Raw genomic sequence first — 17,628 nt, forward strand, 5'->3', positions numbered from 1 at the left:
TTAAAAATATTTCCTTAATGAAAGATTCAGATCATACTGATTGATAAATCTGTTTTCAGCCACCTTATAATAACTCCATCCACCCATAAGCGTAAATCCCCAGCTTTCGATACGATGTTGCCATCCGGCGTTGACTGATCGTGACAAAAAACCAAACCTGTCGTTTAAAAATTGGTACCGAGAAGGATCATCCGGAGATGTTCCGATATTAGCAATGACGGTGACATAAGAATTAGGCTTTTCACTATTGTAATAGTGCCTTACTGCCAGCGAGTAGGCCTGATTCCAACGCTGTTCATCATGCAACAAAAATCCCCGGAGATAGACAAAGGTCGGCCCAAGATACCGGCCTACCGAGGCCACCATGCCATAGTTTCCGTTATGGTCTGCCGATCGCACGTAACGCCCGCCTACATCAAAGAGCCAGGGGCCGGCCTCCCGATAAAGACTATATGCCGCCCGCCATGTCGGAAATACTGTTCCATCGGCCCAAGACAAATGATGATAGGCATATATTTTTGCGCTATAATTCAACCAAGCATCCAATCCCACCTGATACCCTTTTTCTCCTCTTCTGTTTCCATAGTTAAACTGACCAATGAACATCCCCTTTGTGCCCACTTTCTTCCCATATTCCACTCCAGAAATAAAGAAGTGTCCGTTGGGCCTATCTTGTGCGCTTTGGGTATGATTTAAGCCGACATAGAAGCTATAGGGTAAATTTTCCCGGTATACTTTTGCCTGTTGACGATAACTTTCCACTTGCGGTGATTGCCGCGACAGTCGTTGCATATAGGTCAGAGCGGTCTGATAATCTTTATTTGCAACAGCGATATTCGCTAACTGTTCTTGTATAAACACGGTACTATCCCCTTTATCCCAAAGCATCTCATAGCCACTTTTGGCTTTATTATAGTCGTTACCGGACATATAAGCACTGGAGCGGAGGTATAAATACCGGTTATCGCCAGCATCTGCCCGCTGCATACTGTCCGAAATTGATATGGCTTTTTGCAGCTCTCCACGTGCAATACATTTTAGGCCTTCTTTGTACCAATTGTCGATGTTATTGTTGACAGCATTTCGCATGCTCCTAGATTCATATTCCCGGTAAGCAGCTGCCAGCTCCATATCATCAGGAAATCGCGTGCGTGCCAGCTGCCAAACTTTATCGGCTTTGTCTAGATCGCCTTTCGCTTCATACAATAATGCTAGGGGCGAGTAGCAGTCTTTATACTTCGCATCATTTGCCATTACCTTTTCGAAATACGGAACAGCCCAATCTCCCCGGCCCATCTTTTGATAACTCAGTCCCAAAATATAGTTAAAATCGGTGTACTGCGGGTATTTTGCCAACACGGTGCGGCTCAGCATAACCGACTGATCAAGCTTTCCCTCATGCAGATAGCTGATTGCCTGCGGCACCAAACTATCCACATCGCATTTTTTATTTTGCCAGACCACCTGTGCGGAAATGGTATACGCTAACAAGGATTGCAAGAAAACGACCATCAATATCAATAATTTTTTCATTGCTCTATTTTTTAGTCCCATTCGGTGATAAGGCTGTTAAGGTACCTTTACGTTTCATTTCTCCCCAGGCATGTTTTTTACCGAAAAGCTCCTGTATATATCCTTTTATGGAACTGTACACAATGATCGGATGATATATAAAAGGTTCTAAAAATACAGTAAGGCATAAGCGGACAATATCCTCCCTGCGCTTGTAATACTTATAGACATAATTGTCCAACAAGATCGAAAAGCTGGTTAAAAAAACCGAAAACGCATATACGAAAATCAGTAACAGGATGGCCATCTGCCAATTGATACCATTTGTCAAGATCAGGTAGATATAAAAGAAAATACCCAGAATTTCCATAACCGGCGCGAAGAATTCAAAAATGGCATTGTAGGGAAATACGACCAGCCCAAACCTTTTATAGCTGGGATTGAAGAAAGCCCTGCGATGGGTGCGCATGATCTGCATCAAGCCCCTAGCCCACCGGATCCGCTGTCGGGTCAGCATTTTAAGGCTATCCGGCCCCTCAGTCCAGCATAATGTCTGGGGAATATATTTGACCTCATATTTTTCGTTATTGTCGCACATCTTCATACACATCCTGGTCACCATCTCCATATCCTCCCCTAGGGATTTTGGGTCATAACCACCCGCCATGATAAGTATTTCCTTGTCAAATAAGCCAAGGCCACCAGATACATTGGGGATACAATTCAGGTAATTCCATCCCATTTTACCGAGAAGGTATGACCGGATATACTCCATCTCCTGAAATCGCGCCAAGATGGGTTTAGGTAAGGCTGCTTCGACCAACATCCCTGAGTCCACATAGCTTGAATTGGACATCCGTAAAGTGGCCCCCACGGCGATGACCCGTTCTTTAGCGTCCAATACCGCCTCCATCAGATATACCAGTGTATCATTGGCAAGTACACAGTCAACATCTGTATTCAATATGTACGGAAAGGCCGCAACGTTTATTCCTGCATTGACCGCATCCGCCTTGCTTCCGCCGTTTATCTTGTCAACGACAGTCAGGTGTTTATGGGAAATATCACGCGATTTATAAATGGCTTTAATTTCCTTACAGGGAACCAAATAATCGACCAGAAAATCGACCGCTACCAGATCAAATTCTTTGATCAGTTTTGCCAAAGTATCATCCTTACTTCCGTCATTAACGATAACCACCTCATATCGCGGATAAAACAGCGTCATCAATGAACGCACGTTATTAACGATAGTCACGGACTCATTATAAGCAGGTGCGACAATACTTACCCCCGGCGCAATTTCCGATTCCATCAGCGTCTGGACATGTCTAGACCTGTGTTTTTGGAGATTCCTACGAATTGATAGCCATGACATGCGAAACAGCATCACATATACGACCAGCAGCAAAAGACAGTACAATCCAAAAACAAACTCTACTGAAGAAATAAAATGTGTCATATCAAACCCCTTCCTTTTAACTCTTTAAATGTAATGGACCATTGGGTGATTAACATAGCGGATGAGTTTACTTTCTACGCGATCCACCTGTTCATCTATTTTTCGCAAAAGCGGTATACTGTAAGGTCTTTGAGCGACCAATGAGCGATAAGCATGTTTTCGCAGGCTTAATGGCAAATTGCTGTCCATAAACAATCGGTTCAGAAAATCAATGGATTTTCCTTGTCCGACACGGCCGAGTGCCTTTAGTATTTCCAGCTTGGCTGCCAAGTTGCTTTCCTCTGTATATAAATCCTGCAATCGCTCCTCACTATCCTTAGCCAATAGCTTTCCCAACGAGTTAACGGCTTTTAAAGCAGTTTTTGATTCTTTATTGGCAGTAATTAATGCCCAGAGCCCAGCTTCGTTTAACTCCTGATAGTAGACCATCAGGTCCATGAACAAGCTGTTAACGGCAAAGGACTTTGACACATTCAACCATTGCGAAAACATATAGTTACCGTAATAGTCTCCCTGAACAACCGTCTGAAAGATATCGAGCGCCTGAAGCTGACTGATCCCAATTAGTCCTTCAAATACCCTGTCAAAGGCCTGTTCGCCTTCCACTTGCAGGAGGTATTTAGATGCTGCGACACGGATTTCAACCTGAGGGCTTTTGAGCAGCTGATCCAGGATCTTTTCCTGAATGGGTACCTTCATCAAGGCCAAATTGGCCAGAGATCCTACTGTTGTCACCATGTTTGTGGCCGAATGTCTGATTTCATATTGCGCTTCTTTATCAAAGCCCAACTCATTGAAAAGACGCCGCAGACTCTGCCCTTTCTCTCCGCCGACGGTGAAGATAAACTCGTGTATAATATGTCGGACCACATTGCCTACGAGCTTATTATGCAAGTCCAGTCCCAATTTATCCACTGGGAAATGACTGGCCCTATTGTTCACCAAAATCTGCTCATAGATAAAATCCCTTAATGCCGGATAGATCCGGGAATAGACATTCCGATATCGATAATCACGGTAATAAAAAAAGGCGATTCCAATTAGACAAATAGTCCAAAACAACACGCTCAAAAGCAGGGCTACGGTAACAAGTACCGCCCAGCCGTCACCTTCAAAAAAGGCGCGAATATCACGGATGATATGTACCAATGTGCTAAGCATGGCCAATTCTCAAACGTACACGTGAAATCAGCTCGGTAGGCGATATAGGCTTTTTCATATAATCGTTTGCCCCCACTTCAAAACCCTCAACAATACTGTTGTCGTCGTGATAGCCTGAAATAATTATAACCGGTACCTGATTATTTGTATTGCTCTTTCTGATCCGGTCTATAATTTCAAAACCATTGGCAAAGGGTAGTGCCAGATCAGTAATGACCAGATCAATTGATTCGTCCGAGACCAGAGTAAGAGCTTCCTTGCCTGATTTGGCTAGGAGTAGATCATACCCCTCACGTAAAAGAACAAATTGCATGGTGCCCAACAGAATCTCATTATCTTCGACAACAAGGATTCTCTTTTTTTTGTCCCACATAGTGTGTTTATATTAGTTTTTCATGGTGAAACAAAATTTGATAAAAAAAAAATCAATCTCTGTAGTGGAAGCACTACAGACTCGTTTAATGCATTTAAACTGCATTAATCACAAAAAACAACCAATAAAATGACATTAAAAAGACAATAGAAACAAAATTTGTATCAACTTCTAGTTGAGCTATTATATAAATTTAAACTCTTAGGATCAATCGCATCAAAATTGCTATAAGTCAACTCCGCCCCACTTTCTACCATATCACTAGCGCTGTTTCTACCTAAGGATCAGCGCTATATTGTCCTAATTTGGCCTTGTAAAGTCAGCAGATGAACAATACGGAAGGTTCATTATTCGTGACTAACTTAATTAGTAGTTTAAATATTTATAGCGCATAGTTATTTTATGTGCAAAACAACAATAGGGCATTGTTCGGTCTGCATTTGAGGTATTAAGGGGCTGGAATAATAGCTAATCTTCTATCGTAAAATCGATCGATCTGTTGAATTCTTCTTTTTCCGTTTCTGACAGCTGCTCACGCATGGCGCGGATCGTATATCCGCCGCGTAATACTCCTTTATCCAGATACATCCAATCTGATATTTTTTGTTTATCAACGACTATGGTGTCACCGATAGCTACCTCTTTTGTAGAGACGGGGCTGTTATGGACAACACCCGTAAATTGACCATTTAGATAGATGAGATTTCCTACCCAAATGTGCTCCAAACTGTTGTCGGGTGTATCAAACGCCAGTTTGAGGGCAAAACCTTCATACCCCCCTTTGCGGTTTTTGAAAAGCTTGTATAATTTCTTTTCCTATGCCAAGTTGACCGAAAAACAAATCGTTTAAATTTGTAAGACTGTCAATGATCAAAATTTAGATAGGATGAATAGAAGAACCTCAATTGTTTGTTTACCGATTTTAAAAAATCGCCGGAAGATGCCTGACATAAATTTAAACAGCTGGGGATAGTCGATTTTTCAGGTCCTAAGAAAATAAAAAAATAACCAAAATATAAAAGCTATGCAAAAGATAATTCCAAACCTATGGTTTGACAGCAACGCACAGGAGGCCGCAGAATATTATCTGTCGGTTTTCAAAGATGGTAAGATCATCAATATTACTTATTACCCGAATTCAGAAACCGAAGGACTGGCTGATTTCCAGAAGGATTTCGCGGGGAAAGTACTTACCGTTGAGTTTGAGATTCTGGGAATGCGTTTCATCGGGATTAATGCCGGACCGATATTCAAATTTAACGAAGCTATTTCGCTGATGATCCCCTGCAAAGACCAGACTGAAATAGACTACTATTGGGAAGCACTTACATCGGGTGGAGGACAAGAGAGCGTCTGTGGCTGGCTGAAAGACAAATACGGATTAAGCTGGCAGGTTTCTCCTGAAAATTGGGCGGAACTCAACAAAAGACCCGGTGCATTCAAAAAAATGATGGGAATGAAAAAGATCATTATTGCTGATTTCTAAAAGCAAGGTAACGACAAAGTCCATGTTCCAGCACTATAAACTGGAAAAGAAGCTTATGTGCTGGTACATTGGGCTCAGTTGTGCTATAAGCAATGTTCAAATATCGAAAATCCGATAGTCGAGACATCTAAGGCAGCATTGGACAGAATAACAATTGCTTTTTGGGATTTATCATCAAATGCAACAAAAGACCTAAATCCGCCTGTACCTCCAGAATGATGAAATATCTTTCTGTTTCCAGCTTTTTTAATACGCCAACCCAACGCCATACTTTGATCATTATCCACAAAAGTTATCTGATGGGTCAAATGAATGGCTTTTGTCAGTTTATTCTCGGAACCTAACTGTGCCTCCATAAAAGTAATCATGTCATCCAATGTCGATCTTATGGCCCCAGACCCCGCCAAAGATCCCAAGTGCCAATACGAGGTTGGTCTTCCTTTTTCATTGTATCCTTGTATGGCACCGGCATCTTTTAATGATGTATTTTTCATTCCCAGGGGCATACAAATATTGTCAATGACCAACTGTTCAATACTTTTATTATTATGGCGTTCTAATGCTACACCTAATACACCTGCGCCTAAATTTGAGTAAGAAAACTTGATTCCGGTTTGAGACAAAACTTTATATTTTTTCAAAAAATGGAAGAGCGAATCAACCGTGTAATGACTATATGGATCAGCCAGAATGACATTGGTCGTAAAAATATTCTCCGGGAGCCGAGGAAATCCTGCGGTATGATTGGACAGTTGCACCAGTGAAATCGGATGACCACGCCATGCTAAACGAGGAATAGAATCGGGCAGATATTTACTGATCGGATCGTCCAATTGCATATTGCCGCCAACTACTTCTTTTGCCAATAACAGTGAGGTGAAAATTTTTGTAACCGAACCGATCTCAAAAATACTTTTAGAAGCGTGCGGGAGTTGATTGCTTGTCTTAGCGATAGTCCCATAACTATATTTTCTTTGCTGCTTTCCATTAATTACCGCTAACATAACACCTGCGGTAGCGCCCTTTTGGATATACGGCCTGACGAATTTTTCAACCAGTAAATCTATGGAGTCTTTTAATGGATTATTGCTCCCGACCACGAAATTCTTATCTTGTATGACAAATGGCATTTCTTTGAAATTCATCCTTAGGACCCGCTTTTCATGATCGAGCAGAACAGAAAATAATTGGTCAGAGTTTTCAAATTTAATGGTATAATTGTATCCGCTGGCAGTCGAATCAACAAAAGAAAACTGCTCCATTGCGCCCACATTTGCCACAAACTTCTTCATACCCAGTGAAAACTTTTCTTTTGAAATTTTAGCCTGATAGATGGCAGATGATCGCCCATAGATCTCACCCGATTTTTTTTCATTGAAAAGCCCTTGAAACTCTTTCATAAAAGAATCGTAATCGGAACGAGTAACTTGGGCAGGCAAGAACTGAACTGAAAGCAGAAATAAAAGGAGAACGTAAAACTTATAATTTAGTTTAATTTTCATTTTATTACTAAATCAACTCATTCGCCAAAAACGCAAGAAACTTATAATGAACAAATTAAAAACGTCATATATTTAGAACTTGTTCAAAATCGGACAACTTATGTTCATTTATGAACAAGCTAAAAAGCTATTTGGATAAACTCTAAAATCGACATGTGATATCAAGGCCTTGTTACAAAATATGCTATTAATATCTGGAGTTCCACCGAAATCGGATATATCGAGTTACCAGCCGCTTCCATATTATTAGCCCCCCCCCAACGGTTCATAAATCGCATTAAACGAATTGTAAACCCCTTCATAAATAAGACAAAACCTCTATATATGTAAAATTGGAAGGTCTGTAATACTTGCCGTTATAGCATTGAATCAATAGCCGTGTTACATGTCTGCAAGGCATTGTTAATATAGATGCCCTAGACATAGCAATTAACGTAGTTTTTCCATCGCAAGTGTCAAATCTCTTATTGCCTGTTTTTGCAAATTACTTAAAGTAGTAGTAGTATCAGTCCACTGGAGCAGCAGATCATACCCCCAACTCCTACTCACTTTTCCCTCGACCGCTGACGGATTAAAATTGGGTTTCCTATTTCCGGTAATGTCCATCACAGAATTTAAATAAAGGTATATGGGAGTCAGATCTTTGGCTTTCATGTCGGCACCGATACTTAGGGCATATTTTACCGCTTTCTCATGCTGGTTGGATACGATATATATTTCCAGAATACAGAGCTGAAACAATTGCCTGTTTGCTGAGCCTTCCTTTTCATGGGCAATACGTTCAAAATAGTAGTCTATACTGTTTTGAAATGCTTCCAGCGCTTTCTCATCCGCATTCATCTTCTGATACAACGCTCCAACATCGGTCCAGCTTTCAGGTCTAAACCGCTTGGATAACGTAAGATAATCCTGCAACGCCGCCATGGTATCTTGGATGGCAAGGTAACTTCGCGCTCTATTGTCAAATGCAGGGACAACAAAATTCATTATACGGATCGGACCTATTGTATCCCGTTGAATAGCTCTGGTCAAATCAGAAATCGCCTCCCTATAATCACCCAGCCTAAACCTCGCTTCACCAAGATCGCGAAAGTTGAGTCTTTTTTTAGCCAAATCAGGATTAATTTCAAGAGCTTTATCCGCCAATTCGACTGTCGCCTTATAATCCTGATCATAGATAAAACATTGGCTGCTCCGATCTGCAAGAGCATGTACCATATCATTATCATGAGGTAGATCATCCATATCCATCAGCCCTATCTGCTGGAAGTACAGCAGCACACCACCTCGCTTTTCCGCGTGGCTATTCTGATTTTTAGGTGATTTTGGAAGTTTATTTTGTCGGAAATTCAATTCTGCCAAAAAGGGGCTGTTGATCATGTCCTTGGGTACCTCCTGAATATTATTTGATCCCAGACGCAGCTCCTTACCTAAAAAACTATCCCATCCGCTAGATGGCAGATTGGAAATATTACAGCTCGATAGATCAACAGCGTAGTATTTTGAGGGAATTGTGAATAATGATTTAAGAATATCAAAAGATGAAAAATCGTTATTGAAAATTCGTATTATCTTAATGTTTGACCAGTTTTTAAGATCACTTGGAAACTCGCGCAGCGCGGTACTTGCAAGTTGTCTATCGGTCTTCGGATTATCTTTACGCAAAATTTCCCTGGTATAATCGTATACATTGTAATGTGAAGGACGGTCATTGATTGCATAAAACTCCGTTAAATTTGAAAGCTGACCTAAGGACTCTGGCAGAATAGTTATATCGTTATGGCTTATATTTAATATTTTGAGCTGATCCATACTGCCGATAGAAATCGGTAGCTTTTTCAGCTGATTGATATCGATATACAGCTCACGAAGATTAGTTAACACGCCTAACTGATCTGGAAGTTTTTGCAGGAGATTGGTAGAAACGCGTAAGTTCTCAAGCGTAGATAGCTTGGTGATACTTTCTGGTAGTGCTGTTAAAAAATTATCACTTGCATCCAAACTCTTTAAACTAGATAAGGCCCCGATATCTTCCGGCAACGACATCAAATTGCAAAACGATAAATTTAATGTTTCGAGCTTTTTCAATCCCCCTAGCGATGGTAACGTAGCTAGCGGATTAGCTTGTAAGTTCAATTGCTGCAATCGGTGAAAGTTGCCTATAGCTGCAGGCACATCATGCAATTTATTACTTTGAAGTTCCAATGTTTTGAGGCCCTTAAGCGCTCCTATTTTATTGGAGATTCCAGTCAGCTGATTATGCGATAGGTTTAGGTCAGTCAATTCACTTAACTGGAATAGACCATAAGGTAAGGTGTCAATTGCATTTTCAGAAAGATCAAGCACACGTAGTTTTTTCAATCGCGATAGCTGCTCAGGCAAATAAAGTACAGATCTTGTTTTTGTAATCCGCAATTCCCTCAATTCTTTAAATTGAAACAGACCCAATGAAATCTGCTTGAGAGGGCCGTATACAAATGATAGTTTCTCCAGTTTGGCACTGCTGCTAAAATTGCCCATAAACCGGCCTAGATCATCGATATCATTGAAATATAATTCCAGCTTTTTTAGGGACTTCAATCCCCTATCCAAATACGTTACTGTATCTTTATTCTTAAAGGAGCTTAAACTTAGCGTTTCTATTCTTTTTTTATTGGGAAGTATCTCCAATATATGATCAATGCGATCATTTGGCGATGTGGAGCTGATCGCAATTTCACTTATTTGGGGTGGAAATTCAAATAGATCCATCAAGGGTTTATATTCAAACGAGATACCCCTCAATTGACTATTGTCTTTCAAACCTTTCGGAATATGCTGAGCGGGGAAAGCCCTGAAAATTAAATAATTTAACATTGGGAGCTTATTTAGCTCAGCAATTTCCCCAGCTAAGTTTATCTTGGAGTTTCCTTCGAATGCCAGGGCCCTTAATTGTTTCTGTTTATAAAATTCATTGTCCAGATGTAATGTCCCGGCAGGCTCCAAAGTGTCTATTCGAAAACTAAATTCCTTGAAAACAACAGCCTCCAAATTGGGAAATAGAAATAACGATTGACATAGACTATCCAGTTGGGACTGGTTTTCAAATTCTAGCCCTAGGTAACGGACCTGAGGCAAGCTATCCACAAGATCTTTTAGAAGAACAATATCCTTGGCAGTTATACGGGCAAAGGATATTCGATTGCTAGGGTGGTGATTTTTTATGAATCTTACATTACTTGGGAGGCCATCAAGAATTGCCTTATATCCAAGCAGATCCTGGGCGCTTAGCTGTAGGCTAAAAAAACTGAAAGCGATGAATAAAAACCTCATCAGACTTAATCTGGCAATCAAATTATTTCCCTTAACCATTTTATCAACTATTATATATCAGGTTCGAGGCCCTGCTGTGCTTAAAAAGAAAAGTTTCCCCCGCCACATCAAACAAATCGATAACAAAGTTATTATCGAAAGTTTAATTATTGGTGCGGGGATAATTAAGGTATTCCAGCCCGAAAGGACCAAATCCTTGAAAGAGATATAAAATCCAACCCATATTAATATCGTCATTAAGAAGAGTAGAATAAAAACTTGTTTTATTAATTCAGACTTCATATATCGGCTTTTGTTTCTTAAATATAAATATACTTATACTATCTAGCAAACAAAACCATATACCATTGAAAATCTATTGTAAGTTTTTTGTACAGGAAACCAGTAACAGAACAGCCGAGGGACCAAAAGCCGCTATTTCACTTGCTAAGAATCAAATAGGCCAACTATATCCAGCACCATAACTCGCGATCAGCAACGCAGGCTTTCACTGACCGTTATTAGGAAACTTATAAAAAAAGAAGCCGTATCTAACTTTTAACGTTTTGATACGGCCTCATTCCTTTCTAACCAAACATATGCCAGCACAGGATAGCTGGTACCGGCAAAAATCTATTTTGCAAAAATTTCTGCCAGTTTTTTATCTAGCGCCTCACCACGCAAATATTTAGCGATGATTTTGCCGTTCGGATCCACTAAGAAATTCATTGGGATTGCCTTCACATCGTACATCACCCCGGCTTCATTTTCCCACCCTTTGAGATCTCCGACCTGTTTCCAGGTAAGTCCATCATCCTGGATCGCTTTTAACCACTTCGCCTTATCGGCCGCCTTGTCCATCGATACGCCCAGGATCTCAAATCCTTCTTTTTGATATTTGGCATATGATTTTACCAGATTCGGGTTTTCCCGTCGGCACGGTGCACACCAGGATGCCCAAAAGTCGATCAACACATATTTTCCACGGTAATCGGACAACTTCACGGGTTTACCGTCAACATCAGGTTGTGTGAAATCCTGAGCCTCCACCCCTTCGCTTGTTTTTTTGACCAATGCGATGCGCTTTGCCAGGTCTTTCCCGAGGATGGAAGCCTGTAGGCTTGGATCTAATGTGGCAAATATCTTTTCGGCTTTAACAGCATCGAATTCAGGCGGTAAAGTAGAATTAAAAGCCATTAATCCCATATAGCTTTTTGGATTCCTGGCGACATAGTCCAATTTGGCGTCAATCGTCTGCTGCTGTATCGCATTTGCCCGATCCTCCAATGACTTGATATATTTCGGATCCTGCTGATCCGCAAGAGATTTGGCCTTATACTCATTATTCAAAGCCTCATATTGATCATAAATCGGTTTTAGTAACGCATTCACGCGCTCATTCTCCGCATTTAAAGGTGATCCCGAGATTTTGGCATGTTTGATGGAATCCGCGGCCACAAATTTAATCGTTGCTCCCTCAATTAAAAATGGTAGTATATCCTGTTTCGGTGGTTTGGCCGGATCAAAAGGAGCATTGTCGTGGATTATACGCAAATGCGCTTCCATCGGTGATGGGATACTTCCCTTAAATTCAAATTTTCCATTTTTCATCTCAACCGAATCGATCCGTTCCTTTCCGTCGTAATTAAGACGCAGGTAAGCTTTCGCTGGCTTATCTAATTTGCCTACTGTACCCTGTATTGTATAGTTTTGTTGTGCATATCCCAATACCGGTAATACACATGCCAGGGCCAGCGCCCATTTCATATTCTTCATATTTATTTAGTTTTTATTTTATGCTGTTCTACGTTTTTTTGGGAAAGCTGTCCCACGGTTCCTGACTGTAACAATTGTTTATATAGCTTTTCGTCACGAAGTACAGCTAAGGCTTGCTTAAAACTTTGGTTAGCTTCATTACTTACGCGGGCCTGGTAATCACCGTCCGTATATAATAGTGAACCCACTTGCGCCTTAAATTCAATATCAATGGCCGTATGTGCCCCAACCTGTTCTTCGGGCGGAACAGCCACAGCGAGTTTACGCGCAGCTCCAATCAGCTGCGAGTGAACTTCCCGGGGCACTTGAAAGCGGGTATTGAAGGTAGGGAAGTCTGGATAAGCCTTAAGAAGAGCATCACGATTTTGTTGTACAAACTCCAGACCTCCTTTGGCTACAATCCCATTGTTCATGAGCTGTGCCATCCACGTGCTATACTCATTTGTATCGATAGGCACAAAGCGGTCCGGCATAATCCCGCCACCGCCGTAGACAATTCTTTTGCTGGCAAGCGTTGTATATTTTAAGGAATCAGGAAAGGAACTATGTCCTTCTTCCAGCAATTCTTTGGATGCCATCCGGCGGTTAAAATCCTGAAAATAATCATCTTTCCCTTTGGTATATGGTTTTTGAATCGAACGTCCCGAGGGGGTATAGTAACGGGCACCAGTAAGCTGCATTTCCGAACCGTCAGATAGCGGAACGGGTTTCTGCATCAGCCCTTTTCCGAAACTGCGGCGGCCGATCACGACAGCACGATCCCAGTCCTGTAGCGCTCCGGTTACGATTTCACTGGATGAAGCGGTGGATTCATCAATCAGGACAACCAACTGACCGTCATAAAACTGACCGTAACCGCCTGTGAAGTAGTAATCCTTTCCGCCTTGGTTGGGTACTGAATAGAAGACTATTTTCTCTTTGGGCAAAAATTCGTCAACCACGCCAATAGCAGACTCCACATACCCACCGCCATTACTCTGCAGGTCAAGAATCAATTTTTTCATACCCTGCTCCTTAAGTTTTTTTAAGACGGCGTCTATCTCCTGCCGGGTAGTCCGATTGAAAATCGTAAGCGCAATATAGCCGATTTCCTTATCCACCATATAACTTTCACGAACAGACTTCTCCAGTATATTTTCTCGAATAATGCGCACATTCTTCACATCCCTGCTTCCTGATGATAAAATCCCGAGCACCACGGGTATATCTTTTTCACCGCGCAATTTTTCCATAATCTCCCGATTGCCCCATTTTTTTCCGGCAATACTGTCGCCATCGATACGAAGGATCTGATCGCCAGCCCGTATTCCTGCACGCATGGCCGGGCCATCGGGATTGACTTTAGTGACAATGGTCTGGTCATTATTTTTTAGAAATTGAATGCCTATCCCGGCAAAGCTTCCACTCATGGCTACGCGCATTTGCTCTGCTTCCTCACGGCTTGTGTAACGCGAATGGGGATCTAAATCCGATATCATCGCTTTGATCGCTGCATCCACCAGATGTTCTTCATTGACCTGATCCACATAATTCTGCTGAATAAGCTTCAATGCCTCCTCAAATTTATATTTTGGATTCATCTGTGCCTGTAAGGACAGACTCAGACCTACCATCCCTACGAGCAAGCTCGTTGCTTTCCTGTTCATATATTGTATAAATGATTTAATATTCTATTTTTCGTTTTTGAGGGTTTCGATGGCCAGGGACAGCTCGTCCATCAATTTACTCGGGCTTCCGGAGTAACCTCCGGAACAATAGCGCACACGACCGTCTTTCACGATGATCTTACGCGGAATGGACGAGTCCCCAAACAATGGAACCAATTGTTTGAATACCAGGTCCTGCTCATTGGTCTTTGGATTGACGGAATCGTGCAACAAATTGAAACGAAAGCCTTCTCCACGAACATAGTTTACCGATTTGCTCCTGTAATCTCCGGTCTGCATGGTTCCCAACATATAAACGGCTACATGGCTATCCCGGGCATATTTGTCTACCAGCAATTGCATCCCCGGAAACGCCATGATACAAGGCCGACACCACGTGGCCCAGAAATCCACCACAACGATCTTATCTTTCCAGTCTTCAGGTGTAATAAATAGTCCATCTGCAGTTTCCAGGCGGAAATCGGGCATAGGATGATTGACCCAATGATGATCCACATAGGCTTTCATTGCCGCTTTTTCTTCGTTGGATTTTAATCCCGCCAGATAAATTTGATACCCACTTTCATCGCCGGCATGTTCTTTTACGTAAATTGCCCTGAGTTTATCAAACATACGCGGTGTCATCGCATTGTACTTTGCAGTCATCTCCAATAAGGGCAATAATTGCTTGTCATCTCCCAAGCCCTCCAGCACCCGTAGATTGATCTCGTTCAGTTCAGCATTGTTGTATTTGCCATCTTCGGAGAGCAACAAGAAATATTTTCGGGCTTCCACATACTTTTTGAGGTCATTTAATAAGGAGATATGCGTGAAAAGGCGGTCATCCAAATTCTTGACCACATTGGAATCTGCCTGTGCCCTGTGGTCAAAATCTTCTTTGTATGAATTGTCGCCCCGGCGTGCAATCAATTTAGGCAGAATTGCCTCAGATACTTGATAAAGACTGTCTTTACCTACCATTTTAAACATGTAAGCACGCATGATGTTCCACCGCATCAGTTCATTTCCTGTACGGAAATCGACCTCATCGTAAAGCTTCGCGAACTTGTCAAACTGTTTCGATTCGAAATACGCCGTCCCCAGTCCACGGTACACCGTATAGTAGATGAATCCCTGACCATTGGGATGCTGGCGCCATTGTTGAACAGGAAAACGTCTCAAAAAATTCTCATACGAAGCGATTACGGCAGCCTTGTCCGGGCTGCTTCCCAGGGTATTGCTATAGGCAATAAAACGTGCTGTCGCACCGCTCGGAAAGTCATTATTTACTCGTTTTTCAATCAATTGAGTCAATTCCTTATCCTGGAGACGGCTACTTGAAAATGAATAGAGTTGATTAAGAACTTGGTCCGATACATCTTTTTGTTTTAATCCATCCACAATCAATTTTTTGGCATAAGCCGGAAAAGCATCTCCCAAAGCCAGCTTCTGCAAGGTCATAAAAGGCTGAAAATAGCTGAGGTATTGTTTTCCGGATAAAGCATACTCATGCTCGGCCAGGCTCTTCAGATAATTAGCGGGCAACACTTTAGGTTGATTGGTATAATAAGAAAAGATTCCGCCGCCGGCTATTGTAGGCACCTGAAAAGCAGCCTCGCCCAGATAGGCGCCCGGTACTGCTTTCCCTTTTGCATCGCTCAGGGAGACTGCATAGCCTTGGTCCTGATTGTTGTCCAGTAGATCCGGATGGTCAAGTGTTCCCTGATAGAATTTTGCGGCGATAAAGGCTGTTGTTGCTTTTACCGGTACCGTTGCAATCCATAGGCCAGCCGCATTCTTTTGCAGCGGTACGCTGATCTGCCTCCATGCGTAATCTTCGAATAAATATAAGGCCGCCTGTATGTCATCACTAAATTCCAGGTCCTTGTCTTTGGCATCGTAGACCACTTGCACAAGCGCCGTTGTTTTGGGTTTCGTCGGTTTAAAGACAGTGCTGTCAAATCGAGGCTGCGCATATAACACAGCCTGGACAAACAACAGCACTAAAAAAATCGTCTGTTTTTTCATGTTCTATAAATTATCGAGGGTTCTGACCAATTTCTGGGTTGAGTGTTAGCACTTCCTGGTTAATCGGATACACCAACCGTGGGCTGGAAGCTGTTAGGGTATAGGTCTGTCCATTGAATGTCCGACTGACGGCTTTAAAATAAGAGCCATCCAAAGTAAGGCGGCGCATATCATACCAACGAAGGTCAGTACCCACAAATTCCCTACGCCTTTCATCGATGACCGACTGCAACAAGTCGCCACTGACGTCTGCTGCTGTAAGGGCTACATATTTATCTGCTGCAAAACGCTTTTTTCGCAAAAGGTTTAGCAGCGCCACCACCTGAGCGCTGTTGTTCTGCCGTGCATATACTTCGGCACGGTTAAGCAGTATTTCGGGACTGCTCAAACCGACATAGGAGTTATTGGTGTAACCGCTGCTATTAAAAACTGGTTTCATATACTTGTATCCCTTATATGTCCCTGCATCGTTTCCGATGAACAGTTTTAATCGAAGATCACCCTCCCTATATAAGGAAATAAGTTCCGGATTTAATGGTCCGAGAACATAACCGGCACTTACCTTGGAAAGCAGGACTTCCTTGTCGTCGATGAGACGCGGGAAGGTCACCTCTTTGGTATAATCCTCAAGATTATAGACTGTCGGGTCCAGTGCAAGGGCAAGATCAGCATATCTGCCAGATTCTTCAAAATTGCGCATCGTCAGGTATACTCTTGACAACAGCGCATAAGCCGCAATCTTGGAGGGATGGTAATTGAAAGTTGGATAATTGGATAAATTTTCCGTTGCCGTGCTCAGGTCTGTAACGATCTGCTCATAAATGCGAGCTAATGACACGCGGCTTAAATTCTGAAAGAGATCAGCAGTCAGCAGCAAAGGCAGTCCTTGCTGACCTTCGGCTTTTGTGGGATCATATATCGGGGCGTACTGATTGGCCAGCGCATAATAAGCAAATGCGCGGTGGACACGAGCTTCAGCTGCCACAGCCAGCTTTTGCGCGGTAGTTCCATTTTGGCTTTCCATGACTCCGCCGAGAATCTCATTGGCAATATAAATCTGTTTATACAGATTGTTCCAAGCGACGTCCTGCTGATTGTCGACGTAGAAATACGCATTCCAGATATAGGCCCGTTGGTAATTTTCTCCCCAGGCTGATGAAGCTGATAAAGCGACCTCCGGAGCGATATTATCACTTGTGATAAGCGGAAGCACATAAGAACTTTCAAAGTTACTTTTATTGTTGAGTAAGTACAGGTAATCGTCCGTTGTCTTTAGCGTACGTTTATCATATTGATCTACTTCCACAAATTTCCGGCAAGAAGATACGAAAAGCGTACCGGAAGCAATTAAGCTATAGAGGATAATATGTTTGATTTTCATAATTTCACAG

The 17,628-nt window shown here is 42.1% G+C and carries 12 protein-coding genes and 1 pseudogene; 2 read left to right on the plus strand and 11 right to left on the minus strand.

The window, feature by feature from the left end; genetic code table 11:
• From B4G94_RS24445 to B4G94_RS24465, 5 genes and pseudogenes are all read right to left on the minus strand, one after another.
• On the minus strand, positions 1-1,533 hold the full coding sequence (locus tag B4G94_RS24445; RefSeq protein WP_286862664.1) for a YaiO family outer membrane beta-barrel protein: 1,533 nt from the start codon (positions 1,531-1,533) through the stop codon (positions 1-3).
• Positions 1,534-1,537: 4 nt separating this feature from the next.
• Positions 1,538-2,974, minus strand: coding sequence for a glycosyltransferase family 2 protein (locus tag B4G94_RS24450; protein WP_286862666.1), 1,437 nt, complete (start codon positions 2,972-2,974; stop codon positions 1,538-1,540).
• A gap of 24 nt (positions 2,975-2,998) precedes the next feature.
• Entirely contained in the window at positions 2,999-4,135 is a 1,137-nt protein-coding gene (locus tag B4G94_RS24455; RefSeq protein WP_286862668.1) for a HEAT repeat domain-containing protein, read from the minus strand.
• Positions 4,128-4,508: a response regulator gene (locus tag B4G94_RS24460; RefSeq protein ID WP_108632712.1), complete on the minus strand. Its 381-nt coding sequence runs from the start codon at positions 4,506-4,508 to the stop codon at positions 4,128-4,130. The genes B4G94_RS24455 and B4G94_RS24460 overlap by 8 nt, the downstream gene beginning before the upstream one ends.
• A 468-nt stretch (positions 4,509-4,976) precedes the next feature.
• A pseudogene (locus B4G94_RS24465) lies at positions 4,977-5,273 on the minus strand (DUF2314 domain-containing protein); the annotation flags it as partial.
• Positions 5,274-5,532: 259 nt separating this feature from the next.
• Between B4G94_RS24465 and B4G94_RS24470 the strand changes: the two are divergent.
• Positions 5,533-5,994: a VOC family protein gene (locus B4G94_RS24470; RefSeq protein ID WP_286862671.1), complete on the plus strand. Its 462-nt coding sequence runs from the start codon at positions 5,533-5,535 to the stop codon at positions 5,992-5,994.
• Between the two features lie 83 nt (positions 5,995-6,077).
• On the opposite strand, the gene B4G94_RS24475 is transcribed toward B4G94_RS24470, so the two are convergent.
• Together B4G94_RS24475 and B4G94_RS24480 are read right to left on the minus strand one after the other, a co-directional pair.
• Positions 6,078-7,496 (minus strand): serine hydrolase, encoded by a 1,419-nt coding sequence (locus B4G94_RS24475; protein WP_286862672.1) that lies wholly within the window; start codon positions 7,494-7,496, stop codon positions 6,078-6,080.
• A gap of 429 nt (positions 7,497-7,925) precedes the next feature.
• Positions 7,926-10,808, minus strand: a complete 2,883-nt coding sequence (locus B4G94_RS24480; RefSeq protein ID WP_286862673.1) for a leucine-rich repeat domain-containing protein — start codon at positions 10,806-10,808, stop codon at positions 7,926-7,928.
• Here B4G94_RS24480 and B4G94_RS24485 point away from each other — a divergent pair.
• A complete protein-coding gene (locus B4G94_RS24485; RefSeq protein ID WP_286862674.1) occupies positions 10,792-11,019 on the plus strand; it encodes a hypothetical protein in 228 nt (75 codons plus the stop codon). The genes B4G94_RS24480 and B4G94_RS24485 overlap by 17 nt on opposite strands.
• Before the next feature lie 401 nt (positions 11,020-11,420).
• On the opposite strand, the gene B4G94_RS24490 is transcribed toward B4G94_RS24485, so the two are convergent.
• The 4 genes from B4G94_RS24490 to B4G94_RS24505 are packed head-to-tail and all read right to left on the minus strand — an operon-like array spanning position 11,421 to position 17,618.
• The gene (locus B4G94_RS24490; protein WP_286862677.1) at positions 11,421-12,563 is read right to left on the minus strand and encodes a TlpA disulfide reductase family protein; all 1,143 of its coding nucleotides are present in this window, start codon (positions 12,561-12,563) and stop codon (positions 11,421-11,423) included.
• A 2-nt stretch (positions 12,564-12,565) separates the two neighbouring features.
• Positions 12,566-14,209: a S41 family peptidase gene (locus tag B4G94_RS24495; protein WP_286862679.1), complete on the minus strand. Its 1,644-nt coding sequence runs from the start codon at positions 14,207-14,209 to the stop codon at positions 12,566-12,568.
• Positions 14,210-14,233: 24 nt separating this feature from the next.
• Positions 14,234-16,237 (minus strand): TlpA family protein disulfide reductase, encoded by a 2,004-nt coding sequence (locus B4G94_RS24500; RefSeq protein ID WP_286862681.1) that lies wholly within the window; start codon positions 16,235-16,237, stop codon positions 14,234-14,236.
• Positions 16,238-16,247: 10 nt separating this feature from the next.
• Positions 16,248-17,618, minus strand: a complete 1,371-nt coding sequence (locus B4G94_RS24505) for a RagB/SusD family nutrient uptake outer membrane protein (protein WP_286862683.1) — start codon at positions 17,616-17,618, stop codon at positions 16,248-16,250.
• Positions 17,619-17,628: the final 10 nt, after the last annotated feature.

This window comes from Sphingobacterium sp. UBA7625 (genome assembly GCF_002484085.1).
GTDB classification, from domain to species: domain Bacteria; phylum Bacteroidota; class Bacteroidia; order Sphingobacteriales; family Sphingobacteriaceae; genus Sphingobacterium; species Sphingobacterium athyrii.